Consider the following 16,915-nt stretch of genomic DNA (forward strand, 5'->3'; position numbering starts at 1 on the left):
CTACATCTCCGGTGGTTTCCTCGAGGTTCAGCCGAACATGGTCAAGGTGCTTGCCGATACCGTGCAACGTGCCGCCGACCTGGATGAAGCTCAGGCTCAAGCAGCTCTCAAGGCTGCCGAGGCTGCCTTGCATGAGCGTGGCGCAGAGTTCGATTACGGCGCTGCGTCCGTACGTCTGGCCGAGGCTGCAGCTCAGCTGCGCACCGTTCAGCAGATCCGCAAGAAGTTTGGCGGTTAATCCGTCATCCGCTTAGTGTGCGATTGATTAAAAAGGGTAGCCTCGGCTACCCTTTTTTCTTTTCCGAATTCCAGAACCCCGGTCGCAGTTGCTGACCACCCAGGATTGGTAGCCAGTCATGTCTCTCGAAATCGTCATCCTCGCGGCCGGTCAAGGCACTCGTATGCGTTCGGCGCTGCCGAAAGTGCTGCACCCGATTGCCGGCAATTCCATGTTGGGCCATGTTATCCACAGCGCCAGGCAACTCGACCCGCAGCGCATCCACGTGGTGATCGGCCACGGTGCCGACGTGGTGCGCGAGCGTCTGGCGGCCGACGATCTGAACTTCGTGTTGCAGGACAAGCAGCTGGGTACCGGTCACGCGACTGCCCAAGCTGTGCCATTCATTAATGCCGACACTGTGCTGATTCTTTACGGTGACGTGCCGCTGATCGAAGTCGAAACCCTGCAACGCCTGCTCAAGCATGTCGTTCCCGGGCAGATGGGTTTGCTGACCGTCGAGCTCGACGACCCAACGGGCTACGGCCGCATTGTTCGCAACGCTGACGGCAAAGTTTCCGTCATCGTCGAGCACAAAGATGCCAGCGAAGCGCAACGCGCGATCACCGAAGGCAACACTGGCATTCTCGCAGTGCCGGCCAATCGGCTGGCTGACTGGATGAGCCGGCTGTCGAACAACAACTCACAGGGCGAGTATTACCTGACCGACGTGATCGAAATGGCCGTCAGCGATGGTCTGGTTGTCGCCACCGAACAGCCGCACGACCCGATGGAAGTGCAGGGTGCCAACGATCGCAAGCAACTCGCCGAACTGGAGCGTCATTACCAACTGCGCGCCGGTCGTCGTCTGATGGCTCAGGGCGTGACTCTGCGTGATCCGGCCCGGTTCGACGTACGCGGAGAAGTCACGGTCGGTCGCGATGTGCTAATCGACATCAACGTGATCCTTGAGGGCAACGTTGTTATCGAAGACGACGTGGTCATCGGTCCGAACTGTGTGATCAAAGACAGTACCCTGCGCAAAGGCGTGGTAATCAAGGCCAACAGCCACATCGAAGGCGCGATCCTGGGTGAAGGCAGCGATGCTGGCCCGTTCGCCCGTCTGCGACCGGGCACAGTGCTCGAAGCGCGGGCACATGTGGGTAACTTTGTCGAATTGAAAAACGCCCACATGGGCGAGGGCGCCAAGGCAGGTCATTTGACTTATCTGGGCGATGCCGAGATTGGCGCACGCACCAACATCGGTGCTGGCACCATCACCTGCAACTATGACGGCGCCAACAAGTGGAAAACCGTGTTGGGCGCGGACGTGTTCATCGGCTCCAACAACTCGTTGGTGGCGCCTGTGGATATCTCCAACGGTGCGACCACTGCGGCGGGTTCTACGATTACGCAGAATGTGGAAAACGCGCAGTTGGCAGTAGGCCGAGCGCGGCAGAAGAACATTGATGGCTGGAAGCGGCCGGAGAAGATCAAAAAGGACTGAGTTATCCACAGTCGGTTTTTAGGTCAAGAAATCGCAGCCTTCGACAGAGGGCTGCGATTTTTTTTGGTTTGCCGGGTTGACGATTGTTAGCCGATAGGTTTTGATTGGTTCCGTTATCTTTCGAATCGAAACTTAAGCCGCCGCCATGTCAAAACGCAACACACCCCAGCGCCGCCATAACATTCTCGCCTTGCTCAATGAGCAGGGTGAAGTCAGTGTGGACGAATTGGCCAAACGCTTCGAAACCTCCGAAGTTACGATTCGTAAGGACTTGGCTGCGCTGGAGAGCCACGGTTTGTTGCTGCGTCGATACGGCGGAGCGATCACCATGCCCCAGGAGCTCGTCGCGGAAACCGCGCAGAGTGTTTCCAAATACAAACAGGCAATCGCCCGCGCGGCGGTGAAACGCATCCGCGAGCATGCGCGCATCATCATCGATAGTGGCAGCACTACGGCGGCGATGATCCCTGAACTTGGTCAGCAACCGGGTCTGGTGGTGATGACCAACTCCCTGCACGTCGCCAATGCTTTGAGTGAACTCGAGCATGAACCGGTGTTGTTGATGACCGGCGGCACCTGGGATCCGCACTCGGAGTCCTTTCAGGGCCAGGTGGCCGAGCAAGTACTACGCTCTTACGACTTTGACCAATTATTTATCGGCGCCGATGGCATCGATTTGGCGCGCGGTACTACCACGTTCAACGAACTGCTCGGCCTGAGCCGGGTCATGGCTGAAGTGACGCGTGAAGTGATCGTGATGGTCGAGGCCGACAAGATCGGTCGCAAGATTCCCAACCTGGAGCTGCCTTGGAGCAGCGTCCATACCCTCATTACCGATGATCGTCTGCCTGTTGATGCACGCGATCAGATTCAGGCCCGCGGTATCACCTTGATTTGCGCGGCTGTCAGTCAGGAGAAATAAGCATGTGTGGAATTGTCGGCGCAGTTGCTGAACGTAATATCACCGCCATCCTGCTCGAAGGCCTCAAGCGCCTCGAATACCGCGGCTATGACAGCGCCGGTGTGGCGGTCTACACCAATGAACAGACCCTCGAGCGCATGCGCCGTCCGGGCAAAGTCAGCGAACTGGAAGTCGCGCTGGCCGAACACCCGCTGGTTGGCCGTCTCGGGATTGCGCACACCCGTTGGGCCACCCACGGCGCCCCGTGTGAGCGTAATGCTCACCCGCATTTCTCCGGTGACATCGCGGTGGTGCACAACGGCATCATCGAAAACCATGAAGCCCTGCGTGAACAACTGAAAGTGTTGGGCTACGTGTTTACTTCGGAAACCGACACCGAAGTCATTGCTCACCTGCTGAATCACAAACTCAAGGATCAGCCTGATCTGAGCGCCGCCCTTAAAGCTACGGTCAAAGAACTGCACGGTGCTTACGGTCTGGCCGTGATCAATGCCAAACAACCGGATCGTCTGGTTGCCGCGCGCAGTGGCAGCCCATTGGTGATCGGTTTAGGTCTGGGCGAGAACTTCCTCGCTTCCGATCAACTGGCTCTGCGTCAGGTCACTGACCGGTTCATGTATTTGGAAGAAGGCGATATCGCCGAAATTCAGCGCGATACGGTGAAGATCTGGGATGTGAACGGCACTGCTGTCGAGCGCCAGACCGTGCAGTACACCGACGGTGCCGAAGCCGCCGACAAGGGCGAGTTCCGCCACTACATGCTCAAGGAAATCCACGAGCAACCGACCGTTGTGCAGCGCACGCTGGAAGGTCGCCTGAGCAACAATCAAGTGCTGGTGCAAGCCTTCGGCCCACAAGCGGCCGAGCTGTTCGCTAAAGTGCGTAACGTACAAATTGTTGCCTGCGGCACCAGCTATCACGCCGGTATGGTTGCCCGTTACTGGCTCGAAGAACTGGCCGGGATCCCGTGCCAGGTCGAAGTTGCCAGCGAATTCCGCTACCGCAAAGTGGTGGTGCAGCCGAACACGTTGTTCGTCACCATCTCGCAGTCCGGCGAAACCGCCGACACCTTGGCCGCGTTGCGCAACGCCAAATTGCTCTCTACAAAAGAAGGGGGCTACCTCGCCAGCCTGGCGATCTGCAACGTCGGTATCAGCTCGCTGGTGCGTGAATCAGACCTGACCCTGCTGACCCAGGCCGGTCGCGAAATCGGCGTAGCGTCGACCAAAGCATTCACCACGCAACTAGTTGGCCTGTTGCTGCTGACCCTGTCCCTGGGCCAAGTGCGCGGCAGTCTGGCGCCGGGTGTTGAAGCCACGCTGGTGGAAGAATTGCGTCGCCTGCCGGCTCGCTTGGGCGAAGCGCTGGCGATGGACAGCACCGTGGAAAAAGTCGCCGAACTGTTCGCCGAGAAAAACCACACTTTGTTCCTCGGGCGCGGCGCGCAATTCCCGGTAGCGATGGAAGGTGCCTTGAAGCTCAAGGAAATCTCCTACATCCACGCTGAAGCGTACCCGGCCGGCGAACTGAAACACGGCCCGCTAGCGCTTGTGGATAACGACATGCCAGTGGTCACCGTAGCGCCGAACAACGAACTGCTGGAAAAGCTCAAGTCCAACTTGCAGGAAGTCCGCGCGCGCGGCGGCGAACTGATCGTGTTCGCCGACGAAAAAGCGGGGATGACCAACGGCGAAGGCACCCACGTGGTACAGATGCCGCACATCCACGACATTCTCTCGCCGATCCTCTACACCATTCCGCTGCAGTTGCTGTCGTACTACGTCGCTGTACTTAAGGGCACCGACGTTGACCAGCCACGGAATCTGGCGAAGTCGGTGACGGTGGAATAATAGTTTTTACACAAGAGTGCGAGCTTTCGCACTCTTGTGTAGGAGGCTGGATCCCTATCCCCAGTAATGCATATTTTTCCTGCAAAAAATCCGCAATAAAATCCGCGTTATATCCCAATTTCAGAACCTTCCTACTCAACGCTAGGCTATGTAATCAGTGGCTTTGGGCGTACTCTTGAATCCGCAATAAAATCCGCGATTCTGGAGATGCAATGAGCACTGAGTCGACTATAGGGACCCACTGGCTTGAGCCGCTGATGCCGGTATTTCCAAGTGAAATATTGCAGTTGGCTGAGCAGGTGCCGTTCCAGGCAGGAAAGCTCAGTGCAATGGTCACTCCACCAATGTTGCAACGGGTAGGCGGTTTGCTGCGCGTGACCAGCAGCTTCTACAGCAACTTGATCGAAGGCCAATTCACCGAGCCGGTGACACTCGCTCCGACTGCCCCCAAACGCCATCGCAAGGAGCTGACAGAGCTTGCAATGACCCACATCGGTACGCAGCAGGCCTTCGAAAGACTGTTGGCTGTGTATAAGGATCTAACCTGGGAAACGATGTTCAGCCCTGCATTTGTTGCGCGCCTGCACAGACGTCTTTTCCACTGTGCCAGTGATGAACAGTTGGGCCTGAGCGACGGTACTCGATTGGTGCCAGGGCAATTGCGTGATATTGCGGGTCGAGAGGTTCTGGTCGGTAATCATGCAGCGCCTCCCAACCAGTCTGTCGGCCCCATGTTGACTCGGATGCAGCAGGTTTACGGTCGACTACCGGATGCGCGGAGCCGGTTACTTTCCGTCATGGCTTATCATCACCGCTTGGCATGGGTGCATCCTTTCGTCGATGGAAACGGACGCACCGTCAGGCTGCTCACGCACCTGCAGATGCAAAAGCTGGGGTTGGTTTCGCCGCTATGGTCTTTATCTCGTGGACTGGCTCGCGAGCAGGAGACCTATTACGCACGATTGGCCAATGCTGACAAACCGCGACGAGGGGATCTGGATGGCCGTGGGCAACTGACTCAGGCAGGTTTGTTCGAGTTTGTTGGATTCATGCTGGAAACCTGTCTGGACCAGATGAAATACACCGAGCGCGCACTGAACACTTCGAACATGCGCGAAAGGCTGCATACCATTTTCGTCTGGGAAGAGCGGATCAAGAAAGCGGGGATTAAGCCGCAAGTTGCCCGTGCACTGCATGTTCTGCTGACTCAGGGGACACTGAGCCGCGCGGACTTCAAGATTTTCACCGGACTGTCCGATCGGGTGGCAACTGACCAGTTGAAAAGTCTGGTACAGCTCGGGTTGGTCGAGAGTGCAACACCAAAGGCGCGCGATCTGTATCCCGGGTTACCGATCTGGTTTGCCCAGCTCTTGTTCCCGGATTTGCATCAGCGGATGACTGCAGCGGTATAGGAGTTGAGTCATGGATCGCTTCCAGGAAATGCAAGTCTTCGCCGCTGTCGCACAAGACCAAGGCTTCTCCGCCGCCGCGCGGCGCCTCGGTTTGTCGGCGGCCAGCGTCACCCGCGCCGTTGCTGCATTGGAGCAGCGAATCGGCACGCAGCTACTGATCCGTACCACGCGCAGCGTTCACCTTAGCGAGGCAGGTCAGCGATATCTTGAGGACTGTCGGAGAATTCTTGCCGAGGTGCAGGAAGCCGAGGATTCCGCTGCGGGCAGTCACGCCGAGCCTCGTGGGCAACTGACGGTAACGGCGCCGGTGTTGTTCGGCGAGTTGTTTGTAACGCCGGTGATGACCGGGTATCTCACGCAGTATCCAGACGTTTCGATCAACGCTTTGCTGGTAGATCGTGTGGTGAGCATGGTCGAGGAGGGTGTCGATGTGGCGGTGCGCATCGGCGAGTTGCCGGACAGTAATCAACATGCGATTCGGGTGGGTGAGGTCAGACGCGTGGTCTGTGGTTCGCCGCAATATCTGGCTGAACACGGTCGGCCGCAGCATCCTCAAGCCTTGGTTGGATTGTCCGTAGTCGCCACTGCGGCCACCGGCCAGATGCGCAACTGGCCGTTCCTTGACGACGGCGAACCGCTGATCGTGCGCCCGGAGCCGCGGTTGGTGGTCACCGCCAATCAGGCGGCGATCAGTGCCGCGTGTCTCGGCCTGGGACTGACGCGGGTACTTTCCTATCAGGTGGCGAGCAAAGTGGCCGCAGGTGAACTGGAAATCGTCCTTGCCGACTTCGAGCTGCCGCCGCTGCCCATTCATGTGGTGTATCAAGGTGGACGCAAGGCCCCGACGCGGGTGCGCAGCTTTGTTGATTTCACGGTGAACGCTCTGCGTGAGCATCCATCGCTGAAGAACGCAGCGTTATTGCATGAGATGAAATAATCGATTGCGAATACTGGTGATTCTGTTGCTTTGCAGATAGGTGGAATATGACTCCCATCAGCGCTGCCAACCCCCGGGTGGCGCGATAATTCAGTGGAGTCGACCATGCAACCGATCAAGTTTTATAACTTCCCGCGTTCCGGCCACGCCCATCGGGTGGAACTGATGCTGTCGCTGCTGCAATTGCCGACCGAGACCATCCTGGTCGATCTGGCGAAGGGCGAGCACAAGCAGCCTGCGTATCTGGCAATCAACAGTTTCGGTCAGGTCCCGGCCATTGATGACAACGGCGTGGTACTGGCTGATTCCAATGCGATTCTGGTGTATCTGGCGCAGAAGTACGGCAACGGTCGTTGGTTGCCAAGCGATCCGGTCGGCGCCGCGCGGGTTCAGCGCTGGTTGTCGGTCGCAGCGGGGCCGATTGCATTTGGCCCGGCGGCCGCTCGGTTGATCACGGTATTCGGCGCCAAACTGAACGCTGAAGAACTGATCACTCGCGCCCACAATCTGCTCACGGTGATGGACGTTGAGCTGGGGAAAACCGCGTATCTGGCAGGTGATGAACCGACCATCGCCGACATTTCGGCCTACAGCTATATCGCCCATGCACCCGAAGGCAACGTCTCGCTGGACGACTACGCCAACGTGCGTGCCTGGTTGGCGCGGGTCGAAGCCTTGCCCGGTTTCGTCGGCATGCCGCGCACCGTCGCCGGTCTGCAAACCGCAGTCTGATTCCCGCAATCCACGCTGTGCCGAGGGCGCAGGGGAGAGGTCGTGATGGAACGTTCACCGTGGCACGCTGGCGAGCAACAGTTACAGGCCCATGTAGGCGTTGCCGAACGCATGGAGGCATTCGGGCGTAAGGTGATTCGCACCTGGATGCCGGACCAGCACCGTGAGTTCTATCAGCAACTTCCCTTCATGCTGTACGGCGCGGTCGATGCCGACGGGCGCCCTTGGGCCAGCGTGCTGGAAGGCGCGCCGGGGTTTGCCCAATCGTCCGATCCTGAACATCTGCGTTTTACAACGTTGCCCGCCAGTGATGACCCGGCACAGTTACGCACTGGCGAGCCCATCGGTTTGCTCGGGATTGAGCTGCATACGCGGCGGCGCAATCGCCTCAACGGTCATGTAGGTGCTCTCGGCATTAACGGTTTCGATGTGAGCGTCGATCAAGCCTTCGGCAACTGTCCGCAATACATTCAACTGCGCCAGTTTCAGCGCGTGCCGTTGAGTGATCCGCAGACACGCCCACCTCAGCATCTCGACACCCTTGATGACGCAGCCACAGCCCTGATCGAAGGTGCTGATACGTTCTTTGTCGCCAGTTATGTCGATACCGACGGCGAACGCTCGGTGGACGCTTCCCATCGCGGCGGTCAGCCCGGGTTCGTCCGGGTGGAAGGCAATCGTCTGACCATCCCGGATTTTGCCGGCAACCTGCACTTCAACACCCTCGGCAATCTGCTGCTCAACCCCAAGGCCGGCTTGCTGTTCATCGACTTTTCCACAGGCGATCTGCTGCAACTCAGCGGGCGTACCGAAATCATCCTGGAGGGGCCGCAGATCGAGGCGTTTCAAGGCGCCGAACGGCTGTGGACATTCGAGGTGGAGAAACTGGTTCGCCGTCCGGCGGCGCTGGCCTTGCGCTGGCGCTTCGACGGTATGTCGCCCACCAGTCTGTTGACCGGAAACTGGGCGGAAGCCGATGCGCGTTTGCAGGCGCAAGCGCTGGGTAACCAGTGGCGGCCGCTGCGCGTGGCGAAGATCGAAATGGAGAGCCACAGCATCCGCTCGATTTATCTGGAGCCAGACGATGGCGCCGGTTTGCCGGTGTTTCTCGCTGGCCAGCATTTGCCTGTGAGATTTACCCTCGACGGCGAGATGCACATCCGCACGTACAGCCTGTCGAGTGCGCCATCGGATGGTTTCTACCGGATCAGTGTGAAGCGTGAGGGACGCGTGTCGACTCATCTGCACGAGCAGATCCAGGTGGGTGACGTACTGGAGGCGCGGGCGCCGCAGGGGCATTTCACCGTGGCGCCACTGGAACGACGGCCATTGGTGTTGTTGGCCGCCGGGGTCGGCATCACGCCGCTGCTGTCGATGCTGCGCGAGGTGGTTTACCAAGGCCTGCGCACGCGCCGGATTCGTTCGACGTGGTTGCTGCAAAGTTCACGCAGCCTGGCCGATCAACCCTTTCGTAAGGAACTGGATCGTTTGTTGGAAAGCGCTGGCGATGCGGTGCGGGTCCTGCGCTTGCTCAGCCAGCCGGAAGCAGATGCGCGCGAGGGCGAGGATTTCGACTTGCGCGGGCGCATCGACGGCGCGGTGTTGAGGGATCTGCTGGAGGTCGAGGATTACGATCAAATCGATTTTGTGGTCTGTGGGCCCGGCGGGTTTACCCAAGGGCTGTACGACGGCTTGCGTGAACTGGATGTGCGCGATGCGCAGATTCACGCCGAAACATTCGGCCCTTCAACGCTCAAGCGCCGCGCCGATCCGGATGCGATTGTGATTGAACAACCGCCCGCAGCCACCACATCCGTGCCGGTGGTGTTCGAACGTTCGGCCAAGGAAGCTCGTTGGCAGCCGGATGGCAGCAGTTTGCTGGAGCTGGCGGAAAGTCGCGGATTGCGCCCCGAGTTCAGTTGTCGCGGTGGGTCGTGCGGCACCTGCAAGACGCGGCTGGTCAGTGGTGCAGTGAATTATCCACAGCCACCGGCCGAAGTACCGGAGGCTGGGCATGTGCTGATTTGTTGTGCGGTGCCGGCGCAAAGCGAACAGCCGCTGGTGTTGGATTTGTAATCGAAATCTTCAAAGTATTGCCATTGCTGTGGGAGCGAGCTTGCTCGCGAAGGCGGTTGGTCATTCGGCAGTGATGTCGACTGACCCGGCCTCTTCGCGAGCAAGCTCGCTCCCACAGGAGAATTGCGCTGTGCCTGTTCAGGCGTAGGACAGGGATTTTTCTTCCAGCAGCTCTTGGTACAACTCGGTCCATTTACGGCCCATCTCATCGGCTGTGAATAACTGTCGATAACGGGCTTCGGCCTTGACGCCCATGGCTGCTGCGCGATCGGGGTTTTCCCACAAGTTGCGCATTGCCTCACGAAACGCCTGTGGATTACTCGGCGGTACCACCAGCCCTGTCTCGTTGTGGATATTGATGTAGCTGGTGCCGGTACCGATCTCGCTGGAGATCATTGGTTTGCCGTACATCGCGCCCTCAAGCAGCGAGATGCCGAACGCTTCCGAGCGCAGGTGCGATGGGAAAACAATGGCGTAGCTCAATTGCAGCAATGCGACTTTGTCTTCATCCCCCAAGCGCCCAAGGAAGTGAATGTTGCGCAGGCCCAACGCGGCGGCTTGGGCGTGCAACGCTTGCTCCAGCGGACCGGCGCCGACGATGACCACCGGATAATCCACGTCCTTCATGGCGTCGAGCAGGATGTGCAGGCCTTTGTAATAGCGCATGACCCCGACGAAGAGGAAAAACTTATCCCCAAGCTGCTGGCGCCAACGGTTCATACGCTCGCTATCAGCCTGTGGATAACCTGCCTTGTTCAAGCCATAGGGAATCACCCGGGTCTTGTCCTGAAATTGCTGCAACACATCACTGGTGTGCAGGTAATTCGGCGAGGCCGCGACAATCCGGTCGGCGCTGGCAAGAAAGCGGTTCATCAGCGGCCGATAGAGTTTGAGCAGGTGTTTCTGCCGGATGATGTCCGAGTGGTAGGTGACCACGCTCGGTTTTTTCATCGCGCTGGCAAAATGCACCAGGTCCATGAAGGGCCACGGAAAGTGGTAGTTGACCACGTCGGCCTCGGCCGCCATCTCGCGAAACTGTTTGAACACGCTCCAGGAAAATCCCGTGGAGGCGAACTGAATATCGAGTTTGGCCCGGTGCACTTCGTGTTGACCCAGCTTAACCACGGGCGGACTTGGGTCAGCACTGAGGGTCAGCACATGCCCATCAATGCCATGCTGGGCGCCGCTTTCGCACAGTTGGAAGATCACTTGTTCGATGCCGCCGACCGAATCAGGCAGGTACGTCTTGAAGAAATGAAGAACGCGCATTCAACCTCCCATGGCCTGGCGGTAGGCACCGGCCGTGGCCTGTGCGCAACGCTGCCAGGAAAAAAGCCGTGCCTGCTGCAAGCCGGCTTCTCGGCATGCCTGCCAATGTGTTTGATCGTCGATCAGTCGGCTCATTGCATCGCGCAAGCCGTTTGCATCGTCGGCGTCGATATAGTTGCCGGCAGCACCCGCCACTTCCGGCATTGCCGAAGAGCGAGTAATCACCACCGGCGTGCCGCTGGCCATCGCCTCCAGCACCGGCAGGCCGAAGCCTTCATACAGCGAAGGAAAAATCAGCGCCCGGGCGCCGGCCAACAGTTGTGCCACTTGTTCATCAGGCAGGTAGCCGAGCAGGCAAACATGCCCACTGGCCAACGCCTGGCGCAGCTCGTCACTGAACTGCTCACGCTGCCAACCGGCCATGCCGACGATCAACAGCGGAAAGCGTTCGCGGACTGCTTCCGGCAGCAGGGCATGGGCACGCAACGCCAGGCTCAGGTTCTTGCGTGGCTCCAGCGTGCCGACACACAGAAAATACTCGCGTGCCTGCACGGCATGAGCCTTGAGTACCGCGCTGATCGCGTTGGCTTCGCGTGGATGAAACCGCTCGGCGACCCCCAGTGGAGCCACCACAAAACGCTCGGCGGGCAGTCCGAAATAGTCTTGCGCCTCGTCGGCAATTGCCTGTGAGTCAGTCAGAATCAGCTGCGCTTGCTGTACGCCGATGGCCAACCGTCGTTCGATTTCCTTGAGCCGTGCCGACGGCTGAGTCTCGGGGAAATGCAGGTGGGTCAGATCGTGCAGGGTGATGACCGTCGGCCCGTCGAAAGCCAGCGGCCACAGGCTTGGCTCGTGATACAGGTCAATGTCTTGTGCGCGACCCTGATCGAAGCGCTTTTGCTCCAGCCAGCGCCGTGCCTGATAGGCCCCGGGAATCTGTCGCAGCAGTGGCGTCAAACGCGAATAGCCGGGCATTGCTGCTTCCGGTAGCGCCGAACTCCAGCCCCAGCCATGAAACAGCGTCACTTCGACGTCGGGTTCGCTGCGCAAGGCGTTGACCAGTTCGGCGACGTAGTGGCCGATGCCGGTGCGCGGTGCCTGCAGAATCCGAGCGTTAAGAGCAATGCGCATGCTGGCTCTCCGGGGTTGCCGGCGAAGGATGCAAATTGCGCTCGATGCGTTCAACCAGTTGCGCACTCGCTTCGCGCCAGCTCAGCCAGCGCCACTGTTCCAGGCTCAGCGGTGCGGGGAAGACCTGGCTGCGCTCCATGTCGGTGATCAGGTGGGTCAGGCTCTGCGGGTTGGCCAAGTCGAAATACGCCATGTAATCGCCGCCGATCTCGCGGAACACCGGGATATCACTGGCCATCGCCGGTAACCCGCGTTGCATCGCTTCCACCAGTGGTAGACCAAACCCTTCGACGTAGGACGGGAACACCAGCGCCGTCGCATGGGAGTAGGCGTGTTCGAGGCTTTTGTCCGAGAGCGTGTTGTACATGAACAAACGGCGGTTCAACTCGGGATGCTGGCGGATGCGTTCGATCAACGCTTCGCATTTCCAGCCGATCTTGCCGACGATGCATAACCGCGCTTTGGAACCCGTGGCCCAGGCGTGCTCGAATGCATCGAGCAGGTAGGCGTGGTTCTTGCGCGGCTCGATGGTGCTGACCATGAGGAACACCGGCTCCGCCGTTTTGAACATCTGCAACAAGCCCTGATCGACCTTGGCATCGGCGTCGCTCAAGTCCAGTTCAGAGCCGAGGTGGAAATAATCGAACCAGCGCTGTGCGACCTGTTGCGAACCGATGCGCCGCAGCATTTCCTCGCGTACCTGATCGCGGATGGTCGTCGAAATTGCCACGTAGCCGTCCGCTGTGCGGGCGATCCAGTCGAACCAGTCGTTGAACACTTTGACCAGCCCGGCATCGCAGAACTGCGGATGGGTCAGCGGGATCAGATCATAGATCACCGAAACGATACCGACCCCGTCACGCTTGAGTTGCTCGGCCAGAGGGAAAAAATTGGCGTGCCAGGACGAGTCGAGCAGTACCAGTTGATCGCCGGCCCGATGCTGAAGCGGCACGCAGCGCTCAGGAATTTGCTTGCCCTTGAGGGCTCGCTCCAGCAGGCGCATCGGCAGGCTGAAACAGGCGAAAGCGCTCAGCCGGCAACCGACGTACAACACGCGGCGAGCGAAATGCGACTGGCTGAACGGACGGCGGCGCTCCAATGCACGGTGGCGCAACCAGAACGCATTGGCCCATTGCTCGAGTTTCACCCGCAGGCCGATCAGATCCAGCTTTGCCGATTTCAGCGGCGCCAGGCTCTTAACTTGATACAGACCACCGTCGATCATCACGACCGGAATGCATTCAACGTTCTCGTCGGCGGCCGGCAATTGCTGGATGACGTTGCGGACCACGCGCTGAATACCCGAGTTGGCGCTTGGGTGCTCGAAGACGTAAGTGCATTCCACCAACAATCGCGTCATCGCGAGATCTCCTTATCAGGCGTTGGCGTGAGGTTGCCACTGGAGCGAGTGATTTCGGTGTGCGCTTGCAGCCAGGCGCAGCCGACGAAGTCTTCCTGACGGTTGTTGATCACATGGAAGATCAAGCCGTAGTCGCGCCACTCGAAGTTGCGGTCCAGGTGCGAATCCAGCCGCGACAGGCTCAACGCCACTGAATAACTGCCCTTGCCCAGGCGCATGTCAAAGGCGAAGCGGAACGTTACGCGATCACCTGCACTCAGCTCGACGACCGGTTTGTCGAGGCGATGCGTATTGATCCCGTAAATCGCCTGGCCCAGGCGATCCTTGATCATGAAACCGAGAATCAGCCGTTCGATGTCCTCGCGGACTTCTGTCTGAACTTCCAGCACCACGGGCTGGCCGACTTCCGCCACTTCGAGGCTACGCCCCTGCGCATCGAGCAGGCGCACGCTGACGATCCCCGCTTCGCCGGTACCGGAAATGGTTTGTACCTGGCCGTTGGCGAGCATCTCCTGACGGACGATCTGGCCTTCGCGCTGGGCGAGCATGGCGTTGTAGTAGTCCATGACCTCTTCTGGCTTGCCGCGCATGGCCAGACGCCCGTTTTCCAGAAGGATCGCGGTATCGCAGATCGACTGGATGGCCGAGCGGTCATGGGAAACAATCAGCAGCGTGGTGCCGGCCTTGCGGAAGCTGCGGATGCGCTCGAAGCTTTTGTGCTGGAAATAGGCATCGCCGACCGACAGCGCTTCGTCGACGATCAAGATATCCGGGCGCCGCGCAGTGGCGACACTGAACGCCAGGCGCATCTGCATGCCGCTGGAGTAGGTGCGCACCGGCTGATCGATGGCCTCGCCGATTTCGGCAAAACTTTCGATCTGTGGCATCAATGCGTTGATCTCTTCAACCTGCATCCCCAGCAACTGACCGGCCATGAAAGCGTTCTGACGACCGGTAAAGTCGGGGTGGAAACCCATACCCAGTTCCAGCAGCGCGGCGACCCGACCTTGCAACTGGATCTGTCCGCACGTCGGTTGGGTGGTGCCGGTGATCATCTTCAGCAGGGTGCTTTTGCCCGCGCCGTTGACGCCAACAATGCCCACGGCTTCGCCGGGCTGAATCTCGAAATCAACGTCCTGCAAGACCCAGTGCAAGTGATGCCGAGGCCGGGAAAACGGCACCAGCCATTCAAGCAACCGGCTCCAGCGATTGGGGTACTGTTTGTAAGCCTTGGCCAGGCCACTGACGCGTATGTGTCCCATCAGAGTTCATCCACCATTTCACCAACCCGTTGACGGAACAGGTGCAACGCCATGGCGCAAAGCACGAGTCCGATGATCAGCATCGGCGTCAGGGATGACCAGTCCGGCCATTGGTTATAGAGGAATACATTCTGGTAACTGGTCATCAACGCAGTCATCGGGTTGAGGCTGATCACGTGCTGGATGCCCGGAGGCAGGATCGACAGCGGATACACGATCGGTGTCAGCCAGAACCAGAATTGCAGGCAGATACCGAACATTTGTCCGACATCGCGAAAGAACACATTGAGAATGCCCAGCAGCATGCCGAGTCCGGCGGCGAAGACCACTTGCAGAATCAACAGCGGTATCAGCGCCAGCAAGGCCATGCCGGGCAGGCGTCCGCTGATCAGCAGAAAGCCGAAAAACAGCCCCAGAATAATCGCGAAGTTAATGCCGGCATTGAGTAGCGCAATCACGGGCAGGCAAATGCGCGGGAAGCTGATTTTCTTCAGCAGGTTGGCGTTTTCCAGAAACATGCTCTGGCTGCGCGTAGTGATTTCGGCGAACAGCCCCCAGGTCAGCAGGCCGGCGCACAGGTAGACGCTGTAGGCCAGGCCATCGTCCACCCCCGGCAGGCGGGCGCGCATGATCTGGGAAAAGATTACCGTGTAGACGATGATCATCGACAGCGGATTGAGTACGGTCCACAGCGCACCAAACAGCGAGTTGCGATACCGCGCTTGAAACTCTCGCTTGACGCTACCGAGGATGAATCCACGATAGCTGCGCAGCGAGCGGTACAGGGAAAGCAGCATTCAAACCGTCCTGCCGTATTGGTCTTCGAAGCGGACGATGTCGTCCTCTCCCAGGTATTCGCCGCTTTGCACTTCGATGATCACCAGGTCGATCACGCCGGGGTTTTCCAGACGATGTTTGTGGCCTGCGGCAATGAACGTCGATTCATTCTTGGCCACAAGATGCGTGCCGTCGCCGTTGTTGGTGACCTTGGCCATGCCTTCGACCACCACCCAGTGTTCGTTGCGGTGATGGTGCATTTGCAGGGACAGCTTGGCGCCGGGTTTGACCACGATGCGTTTGATCTTGAAGCGCGGGCCTTCCTCGAGCACGGTGTAGGTGCCCCACGGTCGGCTGACCGTACGATGCAGGCGATAGGCTTCGTGGGATTTGTCCTTGAGCTGTTTGGCGACACGCCGTACATCCTGCGTGCGGTCAGCGTGGGCTATCAGCACGGCGTCGGCGGTGTCGACCACGATCAGGTTATCCACACCCACAGTGGCCACCAGCCGACCTTCGCTCTGGACGAAGTTGTTGTGGCTGTCGATGAAAATCGCTTCGCCGCTGGCGCGGTTGTTGTCGGCATCGGCCGGCACCAGTGCAGCCACGGCGTTCCACGAACCGATATCACTCCAGTCAAAACCGGCGGGCACCACCACGACTTTGTCCGAGCACTCCATCAGCGCGTAGTCGATGGAGATGTCGGTAATTTCAGCGAATAGCTCCGGCGACAATTCCTGTTGCAGGCAGCCAACGGTTTCCACCGGGGCACTGGCAGCCATGCAGGCACGTGTCTGCGCCAGCAGCTCGGGAGCGTGCAGTTGCAGTTCGGCAATCACCGTCGCGGTGGTGAAGCAGAACATGCCCGAGTTCCACAGGAAGTTACCGCTCTCCAGATAATGCGTGGCGGTTTGCAGGTCGGGTTTTTCCACGAAGCGCTGCACCTTGGCCGCACCTTTGGCGTCCAGTGGCGCACCGGTTTCGATGTAGCCGAAGCCGGTTTCCGGAGCTGTCGGGATCACGCCGAAGGTCACCAGATAACCGTCTTTGGCCAGATTCACCGCGTGCTCGACTGCACTTTTCAGTGCGTCCTGATTGACGATCAAGTGGTCGGCCGGCATCACCACCATGATCGCGTCATCGCCATGCAAGGCTTGCAGAGACAGGGCTGCTGCCGCGATCGCCGGAGCCGTGTTGCGTCCGGTCGGCTCCAGCAGGAAGTGCCCGCGATGACGCGACAGCTGGGTGGCGCAGTAGTGATCCTTGCTCTGGAAGTAATACTCGCGGTTGGTCACCGTGACAATGTCGCCCCAACCGTCGAGCAACGCTGCCGCACGCTGGTAAGTCTTGCCCAGCAGCGACTCGCCGTCGGGCAGGGTCATGAACGGCTTGGGATGGCCCTCGCGGGACACCGGCCACAAACGGGTGCCGGCACCGCCGGACAGAATCACGGGGATCAGCAT

The 16,915-nt window shown here is 59.2% G+C and carries 14 protein-coding genes; 8 read left to right on the forward strand and 6 right to left on the reverse strand.

Annotated elements, in window-relative coordinates:
- The 8 genes from ACIQVE_RS10840 to ACIQVE_RS10875 form a co-directional block, all read left to right on the forward strand.
- A partial coding sequence (locus ACIQVE_RS10840) for an ATP synthase delta/epsilon chain alpha-helix domain-containing protein (protein WP_402807742.1) occupies window positions 1–238 on the forward strand: 238 nt, incomplete at its 5' end.
- Window positions 239–356: 118 nt separating this feature from the next.
- Window positions 357–1,724 carry a bifunctional UDP-N-acetylglucosamine diphosphorylase/glucosamine-1-phosphate N-acetyltransferase GlmU gene (gene glmU / locus ACIQVE_RS10845; protein ID WP_402807744.1) on the forward strand — a complete coding sequence of 456 codons (1,368 nt, stop codon included), beginning with the start codon at window positions 357–359 and terminating at the stop codon, window positions 1,722–1,724.
- A 145-nt stretch (window positions 1,725–1,869) separates the two neighbouring features.
- On the forward strand, window positions 1,870–2,646 hold the full coding sequence (locus ACIQVE_RS10850; protein ID WP_273877428.1) for a DeoR/GlpR family DNA-binding transcription regulator: 777 nt from the start codon (window positions 1,870–1,872) through the stop codon (window positions 2,644–2,646).
- Window positions 2,647–2,648: 2 nt separating this feature from the next.
- Complete coding sequence (glmS, locus tag ACIQVE_RS10855; RefSeq protein ID WP_402807747.1) at window positions 2,649–4,496, forward strand: glutamine--fructose-6-phosphate transaminase (isomerizing); 1,848 nt, start codon at window positions 2,649–2,651, stop codon at window positions 4,494–4,496.
- Between the two features lie 212 nt (window positions 4,497–4,708).
- Window positions 4,709–5,908 (forward strand): Fic family protein, encoded by a 1,200-nt coding sequence (locus ACIQVE_RS10860; RefSeq protein WP_402807750.1) that lies wholly within the window; start codon window positions 4,709–4,711, stop codon window positions 5,906–5,908.
- Window positions 5,909–5,918: 10 nt separating this feature from the next.
- Window positions 5,919–6,845, forward strand: coding sequence for a LysR family transcriptional regulator (locus ACIQVE_RS10865; RefSeq protein ID WP_402807752.1), 927 nt, complete (start codon window positions 5,919–5,921; stop codon window positions 6,843–6,845).
- 105 nt (window positions 6,846–6,950) lie between these two features.
- Entirely contained in the window at window positions 6,951–7,577 is a 627-nt protein-coding gene (locus ACIQVE_RS10870; protein ID WP_402807754.1) for a glutathione S-transferase family protein, read from the forward strand.
- 45 nt (window positions 7,578–7,622) lie between these two features.
- A complete protein-coding gene (locus ACIQVE_RS10875; protein WP_402807757.1) occupies window positions 7,623–9,653 on the forward strand; it encodes a pyridoxamine 5'-phosphate oxidase family protein in 2,031 nt (676 codons plus the stop codon).
- Window positions 9,654–9,791: 138 nt separating this feature from the next.
- Here ACIQVE_RS10875 and ACIQVE_RS10880 read toward each other — a convergent pair whose 3' ends face one another.
- From ACIQVE_RS10880 to ACIQVE_RS10905, 6 genes are read right to left on the reverse strand one after another with little or no spacing between them, the layout of a single operon-like run.
- A complete protein-coding gene (locus ACIQVE_RS10880; RefSeq protein WP_402807759.1) occupies window positions 9,792–10,922 on the reverse strand; it encodes a glycosyltransferase family 4 protein in 1,131 nt (376 codons plus the stop codon).
- Entirely contained in the window at window positions 10,923–12,053 is a 1,131-nt protein-coding gene (locus ACIQVE_RS10885) for a glycosyltransferase family 4 protein (RefSeq protein WP_402807762.1), read from the reverse strand. It lies immediately after the preceding gene.
- Window positions 12,037–13,413 (reverse strand): glycosyltransferase family 4 protein, encoded by a 1,377-nt coding sequence (locus ACIQVE_RS10890; protein ID WP_402807765.1) that lies wholly within the window; start codon window positions 13,411–13,413, stop codon window positions 12,037–12,039. Before ACIQVE_RS10890 ends, ACIQVE_RS10885 begins: the two co-directional genes overlap by 17 nt.
- Window positions 13,410–14,675, reverse strand: a complete 1,266-nt coding sequence (locus ACIQVE_RS10895) for an ABC transporter ATP-binding protein (RefSeq protein ID WP_402807768.1) — start codon at window positions 14,673–14,675, stop codon at window positions 13,410–13,412. The genes ACIQVE_RS10890 and ACIQVE_RS10895 overlap by 4 nt, the downstream gene beginning before the upstream one ends.
- A complete protein-coding gene (locus ACIQVE_RS10900) occupies window positions 14,675–15,472 on the reverse strand; it encodes an ABC transporter permease (protein ID WP_402807770.1) in 798 nt (265 codons plus the stop codon). Before ACIQVE_RS10900 ends, ACIQVE_RS10895 begins: the two co-directional genes overlap by 1 nt.
- Window positions 15,473–16,915, reverse strand: a complete 1,443-nt coding sequence (locus ACIQVE_RS10905; RefSeq protein WP_402807773.1) for a mannose-1-phosphate guanylyltransferase/mannose-6-phosphate isomerase — start codon at window positions 16,913–16,915, stop codon at window positions 15,473–15,475. It abuts the gene before it with no gap.

It is taken from the genome of Pseudomonas sp. NPDC098747, from assembly GCF_044760045.1.
GTDB lineage: Bacteria > Pseudomonadota > Gammaproteobacteria > Pseudomonadales > Pseudomonadaceae > Aquipseudomonas.